The organism is Limosilactobacillus avistercoris, from assembly GCF_014836425.1.
GTDB lineage: Bacteria > Bacillota > Bacilli > Lactobacillales > Lactobacillaceae > Limosilactobacillus > Limosilactobacillus agrestimuris.
Map to the genome: position 1 here is coordinate 104215 of NZ_JACSQW010000001.1, position 17718 is coordinate 121932.

16 protein-coding genes and 1 pseudogene are annotated in these 17718 nt (G+C 42.6%); 14 read left to right on the forward strand and 3 right to left on the reverse strand.

Annotation, left to right across the window (positions count from 1 at the left end):
* Window positions 1-112: 112 nt before the first annotated feature.
* The 4 genes from H9564_RS00510 to H9564_RS00525 are packed head-to-tail and all read left to right on the forward strand — an operon-like array spanning window position 113 to window position 3352.
* Window positions 113-721 carry a GTP pyrophosphokinase gene (locus tag H9564_RS00510; protein ID WP_191683637.1) on the forward strand — a complete coding sequence of 203 codons (609 nt, stop codon included), beginning with the start codon at window positions 113-115 and terminating at the stop codon, window positions 719-721.
* A gap of 13 nt (window positions 722-734) precedes the next feature.
* Window positions 735-1403, forward strand: coding sequence for a response regulator transcription factor (locus H9564_RS00515; protein ID WP_191683638.1), 669 nt, complete (start codon window positions 735-737; stop codon window positions 1401-1403).
* A gap of 6 nt (window positions 1404-1409) precedes the next feature.
* On the forward strand, window positions 1410-2699 hold the full coding sequence (locus tag H9564_RS00520; RefSeq protein WP_191683639.1) for a sensor histidine kinase: 1290 nt from the start codon (window positions 1410-1412) through the stop codon (window positions 2697-2699).
* Complete coding sequence (locus tag H9564_RS00525) at window positions 2696-3352, forward strand: nitroreductase (RefSeq protein WP_191683640.1); 657 nt, start codon at window positions 2696-2698, stop codon at window positions 3350-3352. Before H9564_RS00520 ends, H9564_RS00525 begins: the two co-directional genes overlap by 4 nt.
* Before the next feature lie 254 nt (window positions 3353-3606).
* Here H9564_RS00525 and H9564_RS00530 read toward each other — a convergent pair whose 3' ends face one another.
* The gene (locus H9564_RS00530; protein WP_191683641.1) at window positions 3607-4581 is read right to left on the reverse strand and encodes a GMP reductase; all 975 of its coding nucleotides are present in this window, start codon (window positions 4579-4581) and stop codon (window positions 3607-3609) included.
* Window positions 4582-4780: 199 nt separating this feature from the next.
* On the opposite strand from H9564_RS00530, the gene H9564_RS00535 reads away from it, so the two are divergent.
* The 5 genes and pseudogenes from H9564_RS00535 (at window position 4781) to pyrF (ending at window position 9499) form a co-directional block, all read left to right on the forward strand.
* Window positions 4781-6070 carry an adenylosuccinate synthase gene (locus tag H9564_RS00535; protein WP_191683642.1) on the forward strand — a complete coding sequence of 430 codons (1290 nt, stop codon included), beginning with the start codon at window positions 4781-4783 and terminating at the stop codon, window positions 6068-6070.
* Window positions 6071-6303: 233 nt separating this feature from the next.
* A pseudogene (locus tag H9564_RS00540) lies at window positions 6304-7067 on the forward strand (exodeoxyribonuclease III).
* 71 nt (window positions 7068-7138) lie between these two features.
* Entirely contained in the window at window positions 7139-7954 is an 816-nt protein-coding gene (locus H9564_RS00545; protein ID WP_225209485.1) for a DUF5011 domain-containing protein, read from the forward strand.
* Window positions 7955-8124: 170 nt separating this feature from the next.
* Complete coding sequence (pyrR, locus tag H9564_RS00550) at window positions 8125-8664, forward strand: bifunctional pyr operon transcriptional regulator/uracil phosphoribosyltransferase PyrR (RefSeq protein ID WP_191683644.1); 540 nt, start codon at window positions 8125-8127, stop codon at window positions 8662-8664.
* Window positions 8665-8773: 109 nt separating this feature from the next.
* The gene (gene pyrF / locus H9564_RS00555) at window positions 8774-9499 is read left to right on the forward strand and encodes an orotidine-5'-phosphate decarboxylase (protein WP_191683645.1); all 726 of its coding nucleotides are present in this window, start codon (window positions 8774-8776) and stop codon (window positions 9497-9499) included.
* Window positions 9500-9726: 227 nt separating this feature from the next.
* Here the strand turns inward: pyrF and H9564_RS00560 are convergent, their stop codons facing one another.
* Window positions 9727-10128, reverse strand: a complete 402-nt coding sequence (locus H9564_RS00560; RefSeq protein WP_191683646.1) for a hypothetical protein — start codon at window positions 10126-10128, stop codon at window positions 9727-9729.
* A 121-nt stretch (window positions 10129-10249) separates the two neighbouring features.
* Between H9564_RS00560 and asp1 the strand changes: the two genes are divergently transcribed.
* Together asp1 and H9564_RS00570 are read left to right on the forward strand one after the other, a co-directional pair.
* On the forward strand, window positions 10250-11794 hold the full coding sequence (gene asp1 / locus H9564_RS00565) for an accessory Sec system glycosyltransferase Asp1 (protein WP_191683647.1): 1545 nt from the start codon (window positions 10250-10252) through the stop codon (window positions 11792-11794).
* A complete protein-coding gene (locus H9564_RS00570; protein WP_191683648.1) occupies window positions 11794-13296 on the forward strand; it encodes a glycosyltransferase in 1503 nt (500 codons plus the stop codon). The genes asp1 and H9564_RS00570 overlap by 1 nt, the downstream gene beginning before the upstream one ends.
* Window positions 13297-13361: 65 nt before the next feature.
* On the opposite strand, the gene rlmD is transcribed toward H9564_RS00570, so the two are convergent.
* Complete coding sequence (gene rlmD / locus H9564_RS00575; protein WP_191683649.1) at window positions 13362-14762, reverse strand: 23S rRNA (uracil(1939)-C(5))-methyltransferase RlmD; 1401 nt, start codon at window positions 14760-14762, stop codon at window positions 13362-13364.
* Between the two features lie 176 nt (window positions 14763-14938).
* On the opposite strand from rlmD, the gene H9564_RS00580 reads away from it, so the two are divergent.
* The 3 genes from H9564_RS00580 to H9564_RS00590 are packed head-to-tail and all read left to right on the forward strand — an operon-like array spanning window position 14939 to window position 17665.
* Window positions 14939-15505 carry an NADPH-dependent FMN reductase gene (locus H9564_RS00580; RefSeq protein WP_191683650.1) on the forward strand — a complete coding sequence of 189 codons (567 nt, stop codon included), beginning with the start codon at window positions 14939-14941 and terminating at the stop codon, window positions 15503-15505.
* Between the two features lie 2 nt (window positions 15506-15507).
* Window positions 15508-16746 (forward strand): NAD(P)H-dependent oxidoreductase, encoded by a 1239-nt coding sequence (locus H9564_RS00585; RefSeq protein ID WP_191683670.1) that lies wholly within the window; start codon window positions 15508-15510, stop codon window positions 16744-16746.
* On the forward strand, window positions 16739-17665 hold the full coding sequence (locus H9564_RS00590; protein ID WP_191683651.1) for an FAD:protein FMN transferase: 927 nt from the start codon (window positions 16739-16741) through the stop codon (window positions 17663-17665). Before H9564_RS00585 ends, H9564_RS00590 begins: the two co-directional genes overlap by 8 nt.
* Window positions 17666-17718: the final 53 nt, after the last annotated feature.

The window sequence follows — 17718 nt, forward strand, 5'->3', positions numbered from 1 at the left end:
TTTCTTGCTTTTTAAGTTTGCTTTAGGATTTCCATATCATTAAGGGACTTTTGAAAAGATTGTTATAATGGAGAGTGTTTAGGATATTAAAAATAATAAGGAGTGTTGATCAATGACGATCTATGGCCCTTACGAAGAAACGTTAAATAATATTCTTTTCGATGTGGAGAAACGAATTCGGCAATTAAACCAACAAGAAATTGACAAACATCAACCAAAATTATATGAACACTTAATTGGTCGGGTAAAAACGCCAGCAAGTATGGAAGAAAAATGCCAAAGAAAGAATTACCCTTTAACGGTTGAATCTGCTTTGCGTAAGTGTCGGGATGCTGTCGGGATCCGGATAGTTTGTAATTTTATTAGTGATATCGATCGTTGCCTAGCAATTTTACGGAACGTTGATTGGTGTTCGGTCATTAAAGAAAAGGATTATATTTCAAATGCGAAGCCAAATGGTTACAGGAGCTACCATTTAATTTTGGATGTGATTGAGGATTATCGGGATGTGGATGGCCACCTGCCGGGTCATTTTTATGTAGAAATTCAATTGCGAACAATTGCGATGGACTCTTGGGCAAGTTTAGAACATGAAATAAAGTATAAGCATAATGTTAAAAACCCGGAGCGGATTGGCAAAGAACTAAAGCACTGTGCCGACCAACTGGCATCCTGTGATATTCAGATGGAAACCATTCGGCAATTAATTCAAGAGGATTAGGTGATAGTTTAAAATGAGAATTTTACTCGCTGAAGATGAAGAACAGCTGGCTCGAGTTTTAAAAATGGCCATGGAACAATCTAACTATCAGGTAGATGCTGTTAATAATGGTCAAGAGGCAGTTGAACTTTCAAAGAAAAATGCTTATGACATCATTATTTTAGACATTATGATGCCAGTAAAAGATGGAATTGAAGCTCTAAAAGAAATTCGAGCTGGTGGTGATCGGACTTATATTATGATGCTAACGGCGATGTCTGAAGAGGATGACCGGGTCAATGGCCTCGATTCCGGTGCCGACGATTATTTAACAAAGCCATTTTCACTAAAAGAATTGCTCGCACGGCTCCGTTCACTAGAGAGACGGACGAATGATTATAATGATGAGAATTTAGAGTTTGCCGATTTGCACTTAGACAGTAACGAGCAGGTTCTCGAAAGTAGTAATTCAATTAGCCTTTCACGAGAAGAGACACGGATGTTAGAATACTTCATCCTTAATTCCGGAAAAAAGTTAACAACTGCCGACTTAATTAACCATGTCTGGAATGCTGGCGATAATGAAGCTGACCCGGAAGAAGTGTGGATTAATATTTGCTACTTGCGACAAAAATTGCAGTCTATTCAATCGAAAGCAAAGATTATTGGTGAAAAAGGCGGACCGTATCTCTTAGAAGGGTGAGTAATCATGATTCGACACTTTCGGGAACAATTTATTATCTTTTCAACGTGTGCTTTACTCTTGGTTATTATTACAATCGTTGGGAGTATTAGTTCAGTCACTTACTTTCGGGCTCACCAAGAAGTAAATTCTATTTTGATGATCCTTAGTAAAAATGAGGGTAAGATGCCGGCACGGATGTCTCCCAGTCCCCTGCAAATATTTACGCAGCCCCAGTTTACCCGGGAAAGTTTGTCCCAGTACCGATACTTTAGTGCGACACTTAATAAGCAAGATCAGCAGATGAAGGTTGATGACGACCATATTCTCTCTGTTTCACCAGCAGAAATTCAAAAGCTAACGCAGCGAGTTCTCAAACGTCACCGAACTCAAGGACGCGTATTTTATAAACAAACAGTGTATGCTTACCGGGTAAAGGAAATTAGTAAACAGACCAATGTTGTCTTTCTTGATGAAAGCCTAATGTTATCAAAAGCGCGAGAGGTAACATACCTAGGAATTCTTTTAGGAATAGTTAGCCTTCTGCTATATACGACTGTCCTTGTCCTTTTTTCAAAATCGGCTATCCGACCAATTATTCAAGCAGAAAGGCGGCAAAAGGAGTTCATTACCAATGCAGGACATGAGCTTAAGACACCGCTAAGTGTTATTTCAGCTAACACCGAAATGCAGGAATTAATGAACGGTGAAACTGATTTGACGAGGAGCACGAAAGAACAAGTTGGTCGCCTTACCAAATTAATCAATTACTTTGTCTCCATGGCTCGGCTTCAAGAACAACCACAGATGACTCTTTCGGTAATTAATGCTAGCCAAATTACTAACCAGGTTGCTGAGAACTTTAAAAACGTTATCATCCAGGATGGTAAGCACTTTAAGAAGTCGGTGACTCCGGGGTTAATGATCAAGGCGGATGAACATTATTTTTACGAATTAATCAGTATCTTATTGGATAATGCAAATAAGTATTGTGATCCGCATGGTGACATTTACCTTAACTTAAGGCTTGGTAGACGGCGAAAGAACGTCCTCCTTTCTGTAACCAATTCATTTGCGGCTGGAAAGGATATTGACTATCAGCGGTTCTTTGAACGTTTCTACCGTGAGGATAAAGCCCGGACAATTAACGAAAAAAAGTCGGGTTACGGGATTGGTTTATCAATGGCCCAAAGCATTGTTAAAAATTTTGGTGGACAGATTAAGACTAGTTATTCAAATGGCAAAATTTCGTTTATTATTACCATCAAGCGAGCCAATCAGAAGTTAAATAGTAGTAAACAGGAGGAAACGCAATGAAACTAACGGAAGCAATTAATTCTCGCCACTCGACCCGGAAGTTTACTGACCGGCCAGTTGAACAAGATGTCATTAAGAAAATTATTCAGTTAGCTCAACGAGCACCATCATGGGTTAACTCACAGCCATGGCAGGTGTACTGCGCGATGGGTGATTCTTTAGCGCAGATAAAAACTGCCTACCATAAAGAAGACCTTGCCGGAAATCATGGTCATCCAGACTTGGCAGTAATGTCACGAGATGACTGGAGTCTAGAAATACAGGAAAATATGAAAAAGTGGCGTCACGGAATAGTGCATCACTTTGCGACATTTGAAGAAGCTCATGATCAAATGACGACTGCCAGTAATACCCTTTATAATTCGCCCGTAATCCTTTATATTACGATTCCACTGGCATCTCCGGACTGGTCAATTTTTGATGCCGGTGCCTTTGCGGAAAATATAATGTTAGCGGCAACGGATCAAGGTTTAAGTTCAATTCCAACTTATAACAGTGTCCGCTTTCCAGAAATTCTTCACCGACTTCTGAATGTTCCTGAAGATGAGCGCTTTATTGTAGGAGTTTCACTCGGTTATGAGGATGAGTCAAAGATTAATAGTTACCGATCTGAACGCCGCCCGTTAGGTGAAGTATTGCATTTTTGCGATTAAAAATAACCCAAGACTAGCTTAGAGTTGTATGAATTACTCTGAATAAGTCTTGGGTTATTTATGTGTGATATGTAGTAGGGGAGTGTGGTCAAAACAAGCTCGCCAGGAACTTGCTAGCGATTCTACGGTAAATAAGTCAAAACGTGTTCGGCCTAAGCTCCCTCAAGCTAACGACCTCCCCCTCTGACGACGAACGTCATTCGGTGGAGAAATCGTTAGCCACCGGGAGCTTTTAACGGCCTCGCACTCTATTTTTAGTAATCCCCATTCATAATTGAATTTTTGACGATGACGTAATCGACGTGGCGAATGGATTCAAGGTCGCGACCACCGGCGTATGAAATTGAGGATTGAAGATCTTCTTGCATTTCACGAAGAGTGTCCTTGATTGAACCACGGTAAGGAACAAGCATCTGCTTTCCTTCAACATTTCGGTAAGCGCCCTTTTGAACTTCGGAAGCGGAACCCCAGTATTGCTTATACCGTTTACCATCGATCGTGATTATGTGGCCTGGTGATTCGAGGTGACCAGCAAGCATTGAACCGATCATTACCATTGAAGCACCAAAACGAACTGACTTAGCGATATCGCCATTATGACGAATTCCCCCGTCGGCGATGATTGGCTTTTGGGCGGCCTTTGCACAAAGGCGGATTGCGGCAAGTTGCCAGCCACCGGTTCCAAAACCAGTCTTTAGCTTGGTAATGCAAGCTTTTCCTGGACCCACACCAACTTTAGTGGCATCTGCACCCGCATTTTCTAAGTCACGTACTGCTTCTGGGGTCGCAACGTTTCCGGCAATTACAAAGGCGTTTGGCAAGTTCTTCTTAATGTATTGGATCATCTTGATAACAAAGTCAGAATGACCATGAGCAACATCGATCGTAACGTATTCTGGATCTAAATGTTCGGCTTTTAGCTGATCGATAAAGTCGTATTCAGCATCCTTAATGCCAACTGAAATGGATGCAAAAAGCTTGCGATCGTGCATCCGTTTGATGAATCCGGCACGTTCTTCTGGTTCAAAACGGTGCATCACATAAAAGTAGTCATTTTGGGCAAGCCAAACAGCGAGGTCTTCGTTAATAACACTTTCCATATTAGCTGGTACTACAGGGATCTTGAATGTCTTGGGACCAAACTTGATACTGGTATCGGCCTCTTTTCGACTTTTAATAATACACTTGTTTGGGACTAATTGGATGTCATCGTAATCAAATGTTTGCACGAGAACAGCTCCTTTACTTTCTTAAAAATTCCGTATGCTATTATGCACTGTTTATTAATTGTCGTCAACTAAAAAATCGGACAATTATAAAAATACCTAGAAAAAATGTTCGTTATCTTCTTGACGACTAATCCGAAGTTCGGTAGTATAATGAAGTAAAAACGTCTTTTACAAATTAATACTTTGAGGTGAAAAGATAATGTCATCAGTTGTAATTGTTGGTAGTCAATGGGGAGACGAAGGGAAAGGTAAGATGACTGATTACCTTAGTCAAGAAGCGGATGTAGTTGTCCGCTCCCAAGGGGGAAACAATGCCGGACATACAATTGCGTTCGATGGCAAGAAGTTTGCTTTGCGGCTTGTGCCATCCGGGATCTTTGGTAAGGATAAGTTAGCGGTGATTGGTAATGGTGTTGTTATTAACCCACCTGCACTATTGAAGGAGTTGCACTACCTTCAAGATAACGGTATTGACATTTCCGGATTACGGATTTCTAGTCGTTCCCACGTTACGTTCCCTTACCACATTCTCTTGGACAAGTGCCAAGAAGCAGCTAAGGGTGATCACAAGGTTGGGACAACTAAGAACGGGATTGGACCTACATATATGGATAAGGTTTCCCGTGTTGGTATCCGGATGTGTGATTTGTTAGAAAAGGATACCTTTGAAACTAAATTACGGCGAAACTTAGCTGAAAAGAACGAATTATTCACCAAGTTGTACCATGTTGACCCAATTAACTTTGATGATATTTTCGAAAGCTACTATAAATACGGTCAAGAATTAAAGAAGTACGTTACTGATACTTCACGGATCGTCAATGACGCATTAGATAGTGGTAAGAAGGTTCTTTTTGAAGGTGCGCAAGGGGTAATGCTTGATGTTGATCAAGGAACCTACCCATACGTTACTGCTTCAAACCCAATTGCCGGTGGGGTATGTACCGGTGTCGGTGTTGGCCCTAACAAGATCAATACAGTAGTAGGAATTTGCAAGGCTTACTCAACTCGTGTTGGTGCTGGTCCATTCCCAACAGAATTAACTGATGAGATCGGCGACCGGATTCGTGAAACTGGTCATGAATACGGAACAGTTACTGGTCGGCCACGTCGGGTTGGTTGGTTTGATAGTGTCGCAATGCGTCATGCACGTCGGGTTTCCGGTTTATCTTGCCTAAGCTTGAACCTTTTAGATGTCTTAACTGGTTTAAAGACCGTTAAGATTTGTAAAGCTTACAAGCTTGATGGAAAAGAAATCGATTACTACCCAGCTAGCTTGAAGGAACTCGATCGTTGTGAACCAGTTTACGATGAACTTCCAGGATGGGATGAAGACATCACTGGCGTAAAGAAGTTCGAAGACTTACCAGTAAATGCTCAAAACTACCTTAAGCGAGTTAGTGAATTATCAGAAACACCATTAGCAACTGTTTCTGTTGGTGCTGACCGGATCCAAACCATCATTGTTAAGGATCCATGGGAACTTTAAAAATTAGGAAGCTGGGAATTAATCTTTTTCAAGAGCCTGTTAGGATTCCCAAAATTAGACTCTATGAGTTCAGAAACTATTAGTAACGGATAAAGGGTGAGAAAATTTTTCCTCACCCTTTTTTCGATCGACACCAATTATCAATCGAATCATTTTAAAAATATAGTTATATCTTTGTACAATGGAAAGGAGAAAGTTACTTTTATTGTTTGATTATAAGGAAGTGTTTGATAATGAAATTTGTATCTTGGAATGTTGACGGCTTTAAAGCAATCTTAAGACATGGTTTTCGTGAGACAGTAACTAATTTAAATCCTGATATCTTTTGTGTTCAACAAACACGGTTGCAACCCGATGAGATCGAATTTGAACTACCGGGTTACCACCAATACTGGAACTATGCTGAAAGAAAAGGGTATGCGGAAACTGCGGTTTTTGCCAAGGAGAAGCCACAGAAGGTAACTACTGGAATTAATAATCCAGAATTTGATCGTGAAGGAAGAACAATCACCCTTGAGTATCCTAATTTTTACTTTGTGACTACTTATGTACCATTTTCGGGTGAGAAACTACAAAAATTAGCAGAACGGCAAAAGTGGGATCAAGCATTCTTAGACTACGTAAGAGATCTTAATAGTAAAAAGGAGTCATCATTGGCGGCGGCATGGGAGTTGCTTACCAGCCAATTGACCTTGCCGAACCGGCTGAAAATCACCACCATGCTGATTTTATAGCGGAGGAACGGAACGACTTTGGTAAGCTGTTAGATGCTGGCTTTACTGATACCTTCCGCTACCAGCATCCCGATAAGAAGGGTGCTTATACTTGGTGGAGATACCGCTATGATGCACGAGCACAAAATGTTGGCTGGCGACTGGATTACTTCCTGGTTTCAAACGCTCTTGATAGTGAGATTAAGGATTCTAGCATCTTGACAAACATTACTGGTTCTGAACATTGTCCGATCGAGCTAGTAGCAAGTGTAGATCCTGACTAGGACTACGAAGGAGCTAGTATTCCTCGTGTGCTATAATGCAGACGGACAAACGAGGATAAATGGAGGATATTATGGCAAAACCAGTTTTAAAAATTCAGAGACATAACCTGGATTGGCTTTTAGGAAAATCACTTGATAGTAACGAACTGATTGCTCGTTACGGCATTTCCGCAACCGATAACGGCAAAGATATTACGAATAAGGTGACCTTTAATACGACCCAAGTTGATCTTGAACACCAGGGAGAATACCCGATTGCGGTTACAGTAATGAATAGTGAGGGTGAAACCGAGTCTGCTCGGATAATGATCAATATCAAGACCCGGGAAGAACTTGATCAGGTATCTAATGGTAATCAACGGACAAATACACCGAAGAAGCGTCACCGTGCATGGATCGTCGCAATCGTTGTTGTGATTGCGCTTGCTATTATTTGGTGGGCACTTGCGGCAATTCATGGGCATAATGAAGAACAGCAAGCAAACAATGCTGAACAAAGTAGTCAGATTATTAATAACTCAAGTAGTATTAATAAGTTAAGTTCAGACAATCAAAAGCTTGCTGAGCAGGTTGCGGCTCTTCGTGGTGCTGCTCGACAATACGAAAAGGACCATAACCAACAGGAGCTTCAGAATCAGCTTAACAATATTTCAAACCAAAACCAGCAAATTGAAGGCCAATTAAGTAGTAATTCTGCTAAGCAAAAGTTAAATGACGTTGACCAAGTGATCAACCAGTTGCAACAGGATCCTTCTAATGCCAGTTCGACGGTTAATGACTTAAAGAATAAGGATGGATTTGGTGAAATCTGGAATAACGTTACTTCACTAATGCAATCCTGGTTAAACGATCATACTAGTAGTTCCTCCAGTAATGCTAACCAATGATTTTATTGACAGGCTTAGGTGAGACGCTTAAAATACTTGTAATAAGAGAAATATCGCCTTTAACCTGATTCCGTGAAATCAAGAAGGAACAAATAAGTAACTAAACCCTTCCTCACAGATTCAGTGAAGAAGGGTTTTTAGAATAAATGGATTAAGGGGAAGTGACCAGGATGGCCCATGAAATTGTTGATGGATCAAGTATGCAACGGGCATTAACACGAATTACTTACGAAATTATCGAACAGAATAAAGGGGTCGAAAACCTTGTCTTTGTAGGGATTAAGACCCGGGGAGTTTACCTTGCAGAGCGTCTTGCGAAGCGATTAAACCAACTGGAGAACGTCGAAGTTCCGGTTGGGGCGTTAGATATTACCTTATACCGGGATGATCGTCATATTCCTGATCACCATAAGGAACCAACCGTGAAGACATCTTCATTAGGGATCGACATTAATGATAAGCATGTCATCCTGGTTGATGACGTTCTCTTTACAGGACGGACAGTTCGGGCAGCCCTAGATGCTCTAATGGACATGGGACGTCCACAAGAAATTTCACTTGCTGTTTTGGTTGATCGGGGTCACCGTGAATTACCAATCCGACCTGATTTTGTTGGGAAGAATATCCCAACTGCAATGAATGAGACTGTTCATGTAGCTGTTGAAGAATACGATGGTCATGAAGATATTACAATTGAACACCATGAATAAATTACAATAACCATTTAATCTGCTCCAGAGAGGGCGAAACGGTGTTGGAAACAAGAAAGCACCAGGACCCTCTCTACAGAGTTCTGGTGCTTTTTTAAGGAGGAAAATTATGGAACGTTTTGAACCAATTGTTGCAATCGATGTCCCGGATAAACGGAAGGCAGTCCAATTGTTTGACAAGCTTTCTAACGATACTGATCATATGCCAATTATTAAGATTGGGATGGAGCTTTTCTATGCATTTGGTCCCGGCATTGTAAAGCAAGCAAAGGAGCGTGGCTTCAAGGTATTTCTTGACCTTAAGGCGCATGATATTCCGAATACGGTTGAACGGGCAATGGCTCAACTTGGTCGGTTAGGGGTCTCTTTTGTTACTGTTCACGCTGCTGGTGGAAGTGAGATGATGAGGGCCGGTCTTCGTGGATTGAAACAGGGAGCTGCTGAAGCCGGAAATTCTGTTCCAAAGATGTTGGCAATTACCCAGTTGACATCCATTGATGAAACAATTCTCCACGATGAGCAACGGGTACCTGGTACGGTTATGGACTCAGTGCAAAATTATGCCCGCTTAGCTGATGAGAGTGGCTTGGCAGGAGTAGTTTGTTCTGCTAAGGAAATCGCGGCAATCCGTAAAGTCACTAATCCAGACTTTCTTTGCATCACTCCTGGTATTCGGCCAGATTTAAATACTCATGATGATCAAAAACGGGTTGTTACCCCTCGTCAAGCTGCTGAAATGGGGAGTAATGGCATTGTTGTTGGCCGGCCGATTACCCAAAGTGCTGATCCAGTAGCTACATACAAACAGATTCGCCATGATTTCTTGGGCGATTAATAGTTAAAGGGTGAAGCTGGGAATTAACTTTCCCGGAGGGACGGTTGACTAACCTAGAACGATGAATGATGATGAAATCATCAGAGTCGTTCGTAGTTAGGCTCGAGTCCCTCAGTTAATTCCCGCGATTGGACTCTATAAGTTCGGAGACTATTAGTGACAAAAAGAGGGTGAGAAAAAGTGATTTTTCTCACCCTCACCCTTATTCTTTTAATTTTCAGCTTAGTTTATTTCTTCAAATAATGGAACCTTTCAAGGAGTTCGCGAGACCGCTGATCGGCAGGACGGTAACCAAGCTTGAAAGAGTGCTTAAAGTACATCATGTTGTAAAGAAGGGCGAACACGATTGAAGTCCACGGGAATTGCATTAACCAGTTCAAACCAAAGAACAATACTACTAACGCGTAATCGAGATCAAGAACGATCATTAGGAAAAAGTTATAGTAGTCACCCCGGAAGAGTGCTGGCAAAGGACCAAACCAGAGTGTTGTCCATGAAATTCCCACTTTGGCAATCCTAATCTGCCCCTGATCATTAACAATCTTGGCATAATTCGGTGGCAATGGGAGATTATTAAGATCAAACGGATTTTGGTTATTGTTATTGTTGTTACCAAATGGGTTTTGCATTGATCTTCTCCTTCTTTCTTACTTATAAGTATAAATTTTAACACAAACTCACGACAAGTCCTAATTTCACTGCTTTCAGTATGTTACACTTAACCTGTTAACGTAGAAAAGGAGAAAAGCAATGTTATTCTTTCTGAACGATAATATTCAGCATAACAAGTCAGGAATTGAACACGCACAAATTAAGCGATTGCACCTGTTTGAAATGTTTAATGAATCTGCCAAAATTGTTACCCGGAAGTACTCCAACGAGCTTCACATGGTAACCGAAGAGGCGGGGATTGCTGATGAAGACTTTGTAAACTTATTTGATTATTTCCAAGATGCCCGGATCTTTCCCCAGAAGGACGTCACCATTAAAGATCTAGATATTGATCCTACGTGGGACCGGAAAGCTGATGGGATTAATTATAACTATTACCGCAACGGGAACCGGATCATGTATGTTCGGCGACGGAATGATAAGGAAAAACATATTATCAACCTTCAATACTTCGATCATTACGGTAAGTTATTGAAAGTTAGTTGGTATGATAACCGTGGCTTTATTTCGGTTGAACAGGTTTACGACTGGGATGGTAACATTGCGACCGAAAACTACATGCGGCCGGATGGAACGGTTGCCATTCAACTGGAACACCAAAAGAATAAGCGGGATAAGGTAATCGATACTTACCACCTCTTTAATTACAAGGGCCATGATTATCAATTTGCCAACCTTGATGAATTGACCCGGTTCTTCTATGACGAGTTAGTGACCGATCCAGAATTGACGAACAGTGAACCAGTAGGATTAGTTGTCGACCGGTCATACGAAGTTGGTTGGTCGGTGCTTCACATGAAACATCGGGTATTCCGGGCAATGCAATTGCATAATGATCACGTTAATGACAACAGTGATATGTTGCATTCAACCTTGAACTACAACTATACCTGGGGCCTGAACCATATTAAGGACTGGGATGGAATTATCACCCTTACCCCACAACAACAAAAGGATGTTAAGGACCGGTTTGCTAAGTATGGTACTAAGATTTACCGAATCCCTGGACCAATCGTTCCGAAGGCAGTCTTGGAAGCTGATCACGTGCCATTTGAAAAGCGGACAAAGAACCAAGTGGTCATGGTTGCTCGGCTTTCGCCAGAAAAGCAACAGGATCAACTACTCAAGGCTTGGCCACAAATCTTAGCCAAGGTTCCTGAAGCGAAGCTCGACTTCTGGGGCTATGCTAATGATAACTTTGATAAGACATTGAAGAAGATCGTGAAGGACGAAAAGTTGGAAAGTTCTGTTACCTTCCATGGCTATACCAATGATCCAAATGCGGTCTACAATGATGCTCAATTATTAATCTTGCCGAGTCGGGCAGAAGGATTGCCACTATCATTAGTGGAGGCTCAATCACATGGTCTGCCGATCATTGCTAATGATATTAAATATGGTCCTGCCGATGTTGTGATTGATGGTCAGGATGGCTTATTAACAACCAATGGTGACATCGATGGCCTGGCAAAGGCAATTATTAGCCTGTTGACTGACCAGGAAAAGCTGGCCAAGTTTAGCGAAAATGCCTACAAAGATAGTGAACGTTACTCCGAACCGAACGTGATGAAGTTGTGGAATGAACTAGTCGATGATATGAAAGCAAAGGAGGCCGCTAACTAATGTTCTTTTTCGTTAACCAATACCTATTAAGCAACGACTCGAGTATTGAACACGCCGAAATGAAGCGGCTGAAGCTCTTTAAAGATCACCATGTCGAAGCAAAGTTAGTTACCCGAAACTACGACCAAATTATCCATGCCACTTTGAAGCGGTTTGGGTTGACTGATGACCAACTGGTTAATATGTATGACTTCTTTGCGGGAACCACAGATTACCAAGGGCACGACCTGCACGTTAGCGATCTGAATCTGCCAATTGAATACCAAGTTGGCACCGGGAACAACTACCAGGAAGTCAAAGATGGCGACCGTCTAATCTGTATCGTCTACTTTACTGGAGGAACAGTGGGGCTTGTTAACCACATTGACTGGTTCGATGTTGCTGGAAACATCAACCTCCGACAACAGTACGATCTCCGGGGCTTTAAGTCGGTTGACCAATTCTTTGGCGAAGACGGTCAAATTAGTTTTGAACGTTACTACCGTCCAGACCAATCACTTTACATGGAACGATACTACGTTAAGTCAGTGCAAAACACCCCGATTAACTCCTTGAATGTTTTGAAAAACTACAACGGGAAGGATCGCTTCTTTGACAGTGAAGAAGATCTTTTTGCTTTCTTCCTTGATGAGTTAAACAAGGTGAATGGTGAAAATAACGTCTTTATTGCTGACCGGCCAGCGATGGCAATCCAGCCAGTAATGAACATGCAGACAGCAGCTAAGAAGTACTTGTGGATGGCGATGAACCACGTTAATGATGGCGATAACCTGAAGAATGGACCGTTAAATGTCATGCTCCAAGCGCCATTAACCACTGAGTTAAACAAGTGGGACGGGATTATTACAATGACGGAAGCCCAGGCTGAAATGATCCGGAAACGCATCGGTGATAAGAAGCCGATTTATGCGATTAATGGTGTTCCAGTGAAGACTGATCGTCAGCGAGCTGACATGAAGTACCGGATTGCTGGACAAATGATCTATGTTGGTCGACTAGGTGAGGACAAACAAACCGGTAAGTTAATTGACATCTTTATCCGGGTCCACAAGCAGGTACCGAACGCTAAACTGACCCTCTATGGTTACGGTAGTCCGGACGATGTTAACCGTTACAAGAAGCGGGTTAATGATGCTGGATTGACTGGGGTGGTTGTCTTTGCAGGTTACCAAGTTGATCTGGAGGCGCCTTACAATACTGCCCAGTTATTCGTCGATACTAGCCGGATCGATGCTCAGCCATTAGCGATGGGAGAAGCGTTGAGCCACGGGGTTCCCGTTGTTAGCTATGACTACCTGTATGGCCCAAGTGAACTGATTGAAAGTGGTGTTAATGGGGAATTAATTCCGCTAAACAACGCCAAAAAGTTTGAAAAGGCAGTTGTTAAGATCTTGACTGATCCACAGCTCCTCCAAAAGTTGAGCACGGGGGCATACGATCACCTTGATGGGATTAGTAACCTTAATACGTGGAAGCAATGGACTAAGTTGCAAAGTAAGTAAATTTAAGTATTCGAAAAAATCGGTGTGGTTTTTCCCTTAGAGAAAAGCTGCACCGATTTTTTATTTTACTTTCTTAACGACAACTTAACGACCGCTTCACAACGGGTGGTTTGTGGCATCATGTCGATTGGTTGGATATAGTCAACATGGTAGACGCTGGTTAGGCGACGAAGATTCCGGGCGAGGGATGCCATGTTACAAGAAATGTAGGCAAACTTAGCTGGGCGTTCTTTGATGATCTGTTCGATTAGTTGGTCATCCAGTCCCGTCCGTGGTGGATCGACAACCAAGGCATCAAAGTGGTGGCCTTCTTTCCGCCAGCGAGGGATCACTTCTTCGGCTGCTCCGACTTCATAGTGGGCGTTTGTGATTCCGTTCAGTTCAGCGTTTTGCTTGGCATCCTCTACGGCTTCAGGGATCGTTTCCATCCCCCAAACCTCCTTCACCTGGTTAGCGAGGGAAAGACCGATTGTCCCGATTCCGGCATAGGCATCGACGAGGTGATCGTTAGGGGTTAATTCCAGTGCCTTAGCTGCTTCTTCGTAAAGAGTTTCTGTTTGTTCAGGATTTAATTGTAAAAATGACCGTGCGGAAAGCTTAAAGTCCAGTCCCATCAAACTTTCCGTAATGTATTCGTCACCCGCTAAATGAATCATTTGGTCACCCCAAACTAATGGGGTATCACCAGGATTAACGTTTTGCATTACTGAAATGACTTCGGGTAGTTGTTCAGCAATGGCATCCAGTAACTGGTGCTTATGGGGTAACTTCGCGGTGTTGGTAATTAATGTTAGTTGTAACTCACCAGTGGCCCGTGATTCCCGGACAACCAGGGTCTTAATGATCCCACTATTATGTTCCTCGTCATAGACCGGAATTGCGAGTTCTTCGATTAACTTTACCATGGTCTGAATAACTTTCATCGTGGCGGGCATCTGAACGGCACATTCAGACATGTCAACCAAGTCATGGCTTTGCGCCTTGTATAATCCGGCGGCAACGTGGCCATCGATCATCCTGACCTGGAAAGTGGCCTTGTTTCGGTAACCATATTCCTGTGGTGCCGCAATGGTTGGGCGGACGTCATATGCCCGGTAGCCATATGGTTGGAATTTTTCGAGACTATCCAAAACAACTTGCCGTTTAAACCGGAGCTGTGCTGGGTAAGCCAACTTTTCTAGTTCGAAACCACCGGCAATGTCTGCATAGTCATCCCGTGACTCAACCCGATCACGGCTTGCTTTGCGGAGCCGGTGGATTTTAGCTTCAAGGAAGCGGGGATGAACAGTGGTAACTTCTGCAACAACGACCTCATGAGGAAGGGCGCCGGGAACGAAGCAGACCTTGTGTTTAAAGTAGCCGATTCCTTGACCATTAACCCCAAGCCGGCGGATTGTGAGAGGAAAACGATTCCCTACCGCAACGTTAATATCCTGATGGCGACGACGTGAACGTGATTGAACCATAATTTTATCCGTTCCTTTCCAAAGATTGCTGTTCTATTCTAGCATATTTAATAAATTGGTGGATTTTGTAACTATAGCTAAATCTTTTAATTTTACCATTGTTTTTCTACATCTAGTTATAGTAGAATGATTGTGAAATGATAATCAATAATTAAAATACGAGGAAGTGACAAAACTTGAAAATTGCTGCAATTGCCGGGTCAAACGCTAACCGTTCCTATAATCGGATGTTATTAGAGTTTATGGCTCAACACTTTAAGGATCAAGATCAGATTGATGTGATTGATATTCGTCCTGTACCAATGTTTAGCGAAAACTTCAAGGGGGATGCTCCAGAAGTAATCAAGGACATCGATCGGCGAATCAAAGCGGCTGATGCTGTCATCATTGCTAGTCCAGAGTACAACCACTCAATTACGTCAGCATTGAAGAGTGTCGTTGAATGGTTATCCTACAATGTCCACCCTCTTGCTGGTAAACCAGTAATGACAATTGGTGCGTCCAAGCTTGACCAGGGTGCTTCACGATCACAAGTGCAATTGCGTGATATCCTGATCTCACCAGGAATCAACGCCCTTGTATACCAAGGTGACGAATTCTTCATGAGTAACGTTACTGATTTAATGGACGAAGAAGGGAACATCACGGATCAAGGAACAATTGGTTTCCTTGAAAAGTGCATGAAGGGATTCCGCTACTACGCTAAAGCAATCAACCAAATGGAAAAGGAGATGGCTGAATAATGATGAAGATTCTTGCCTTTGCCGGAACCGACGCCGATTTTTCATATAACCGACTATTACTCCGCTTCATGAAGAAGCATTTTAAGCAAATGGCTGATATCGAGATCTATGAAGTCGGTAAGTTGCCACCATTTAGTGTTGATACCCCATTATCAGAACAAACTGAGGTCTGGAAGTTAAAACAAAAAGTTAAGGAAGCTGATGGACTTGTCTTTGCTACCCCAGAATATGACCACGGAATTCCTGCTGTCCTAAAGTCAGCGATGGAATGGCTCTCTTACCGGACAAAGGTCTTATCTGATAAGCCAGCGATGATCGTTGGGGTTGCTTATGGTCGTCAAGCATCCGCTCGTTCTCAAGTTCAAATGCGGCAGATCTTGATTTCACCTGACTGCAATACTAACCTTTTGCCAGGGAACGAAGTCTTGATTGGGAACGTCCGCAATACTTTTGCCAAAGATGGTCGTTTAATTGATCAAAAGGCCATCGATCAATTGGAAAAGAGTTTTGAACACTTTATCGAATATATCCAAATCTTTAAGAACGTAGAAAGGGAGGGGCTTAACATGGCCGTTAAACAACCAACGATCAGTGATGCATACATTAATTTCCCTACTGGTCGTTTAACACTAAAGGAAGTTCAACAGATTTTCAGTACAATCCCATTTGAAATTGACTTGATTGATAGCACTGACCACTTTGCATGGTACTCAGATAAGCCAAACCGGGAACACGTTCGGAATACTGCTTCTCTCGGTGAAACTGTCCAAGAATGTCATCCACCAATGGCTGTACCAGCAGTTATGAGCATTATCAATAGCTTCCGTGAAGGGAAGAAGGATGTTGTGACTCGGCCATTATGGATGAATGGTCACCGTTCATTAATCCAATACTACGCATTACGGGACATCAATGGTCACTACTTAGGAACAATTGAATTTACTGGTAATGTTGAATACATCTTGAACCTCTTTGAAAACGGTGCTTGGAGCAAGGATGCTACTACTGGTGCATCTAAGCATGATGATAATGAAGAAGCTGCCGAAGAAGAAATGGCCGTTGATGCATCAACTGGTGCTTCCGAAAGCGACGACGAAGAAGAAAGCCAATCATCAGCAAGTGATGTTGAAGAAGCAAGCGAAGATGTAGACGCATCAACTGGCACTTCTGAAACTGGCAGTGTTGATGCCGAAGACGAAACTGCTGATGCTTCTACCGGGGCTTCAGAAGCCGATGACTAATAATTTAACCCAACAACGTCATTCGTTGGTCCATCATGCGTTAGGAACGAAGATCGTCTTAACGCTTTTTGGCGATCGCTTTTACCCATTATTATCGCGATCAATGCGCTTGATTGACGAGTATGAAGATCGGTTGACGGTTAACCGTCCTCAATCAGAAGTGATGGATATTAACCACGCTGCTGGTCGGGAAGCAAAGATGGTGTCGCCATCGACCTACGAATTGATTAAATTAGCTGTGAAGTATAGTCGGGAAAACTTCGGCTTTAATGCCTTAATTGGTCCACTGGTGAAGCTGTGGAAGATTGGTTTCCAAGGAGCGCATATCCCAAGCGACAAGGAGATCCAAGAACGCTTAGCATTAATCGATCCTTATAAGGTAATTCTCGACGATGACTACCGGACTGTATTCTTGGAAGAACCGGGGATGGAACTCGATCTTGGGGGAATTGCTAAAGGTTACATTGCTGATCGGATCCGTGACTTCTGGCTCAAACAGGGCGTTGAAGCTGGGATTATTAACCTTGGTGGGAACCTCCTCTTTGTTGGCAAGTCACCTCGGCGTGCGGACGGTCAGTGGGTTATTGGAGTTCAGGATCCCCAATTGAGTCGAGGTGAAGATCTCGAAATCGTCCGGAAACCAGCGTGTTCAGCGGTTACCTCCGGGATTTATGAACGCTACCTGGAAGTCAACGGGAAGAAGTACCACCACTTATTAGATCCGCGGACCGGTTATCCACTAGAAACGGACCTTTCCAGTGTGACCGTGTTTACCGAACAGTCGGTAATGGGTGAAATCGAAGCCAAGCGGTTATTCTTCAATGGGCGACCGATTCCTGACTGGGAACAGCAACCCGGAAACCTGGGAGCAGTGTTTGTTAAACAAGATGAACAGGTCATTAACGTAAATAATGGTTAATTGAATTTAAATTAGCGATTGCTAAATGACGCCAGATGTAATATGATAATGGC

What these genes read in the sequence shown, in the direction of transcription:
- H9564_RS00510 (WP_191683637.1), top strand. Translation starts at nt 113, where the DNA reads ATGACGATCTATGGCCCTTACGAAGAAACGTTAAATAATATTCTTTTC.
- H9564_RS00515 (WP_191683638.1), top strand. Translation starts at nt 735, where the DNA reads ATGAGAATTTTACTCGCTGAAGATGAAGAACAGCTGGCTCGAGTTTTA.
- H9564_RS00520 (WP_191683639.1), top strand. Translation starts at nt 1,410, where the DNA reads ATGATTCGACACTTTCGGGAACAATTTATTATCTTTTCAACGTGTGCT.
- H9564_RS00525 (WP_191683640.1), top strand. Translation starts at nt 2,696, where the DNA reads ATGAAACTAACGGAAGCAATTAATTCTCGCCACTCGACCCGGAAGTTT.
- H9564_RS00535 (WP_191683642.1), top strand. Translation starts at nt 4,781, where the DNA reads ATGTCATCAGTTGTAATTGTTGGTAGTCAATGGGGAGACGAAGGGAAA.
- H9564_RS00545 (WP_225209485.1), top strand. Translation starts at nt 7,139, where the DNA reads ATGGCAAAACCAGTTTTAAAAATTCAGAGACATAACCTGGATTGGCTT.
- pyrR (WP_191683644.1), top strand. Translation starts at nt 8,125, where the DNA reads ATGGCCCATGAAATTGTTGATGGATCAAGTATGCAACGGGCATTAACA.
- pyrF (WP_191683645.1), top strand. Translation starts at nt 8,774, where the DNA reads ATGGAACGTTTTGAACCAATTGTTGCAATCGATGTCCCGGATAAACGG.
- H9564_RS00560 (WP_191683646.1), bottom strand. Translation starts at nt 10,128, where the DNA reads ATGCAAAACCCATTTGGTAACAACAATAACAATAACCAAAATCCGTTT.
- asp1 (WP_191683647.1), top strand. Translation starts at nt 10,250, where the DNA reads ATGTTATTCTTTCTGAACGATAATATTCAGCATAACAAGTCAGGAATT.
- H9564_RS00570 (WP_191683648.1), top strand. Translation starts at nt 11,794, where the DNA reads ATGTTCTTTTTCGTTAACCAATACCTATTAAGCAACGACTCGAGTATT.
- rlmD (WP_191683649.1), bottom strand. Translation starts at nt 14,762, where the DNA reads ATGGTTCAATCACGTTCACGTCGTCGCCATCAGGATATTAACGTTGCG.
- H9564_RS00585 (WP_191683670.1), top strand. Translation starts at nt 15,508, where the DNA reads ATGAAGATTCTTGCCTTTGCCGGAACCGACGCCGATTTTTCATATAAC.
- H9564_RS00590 (WP_191683651.1), top strand. Translation starts at nt 16,739, where the DNA reads ATGACTAATAATTTAACCCAACAACGTCATTCGTTGGTCCATCATGCG.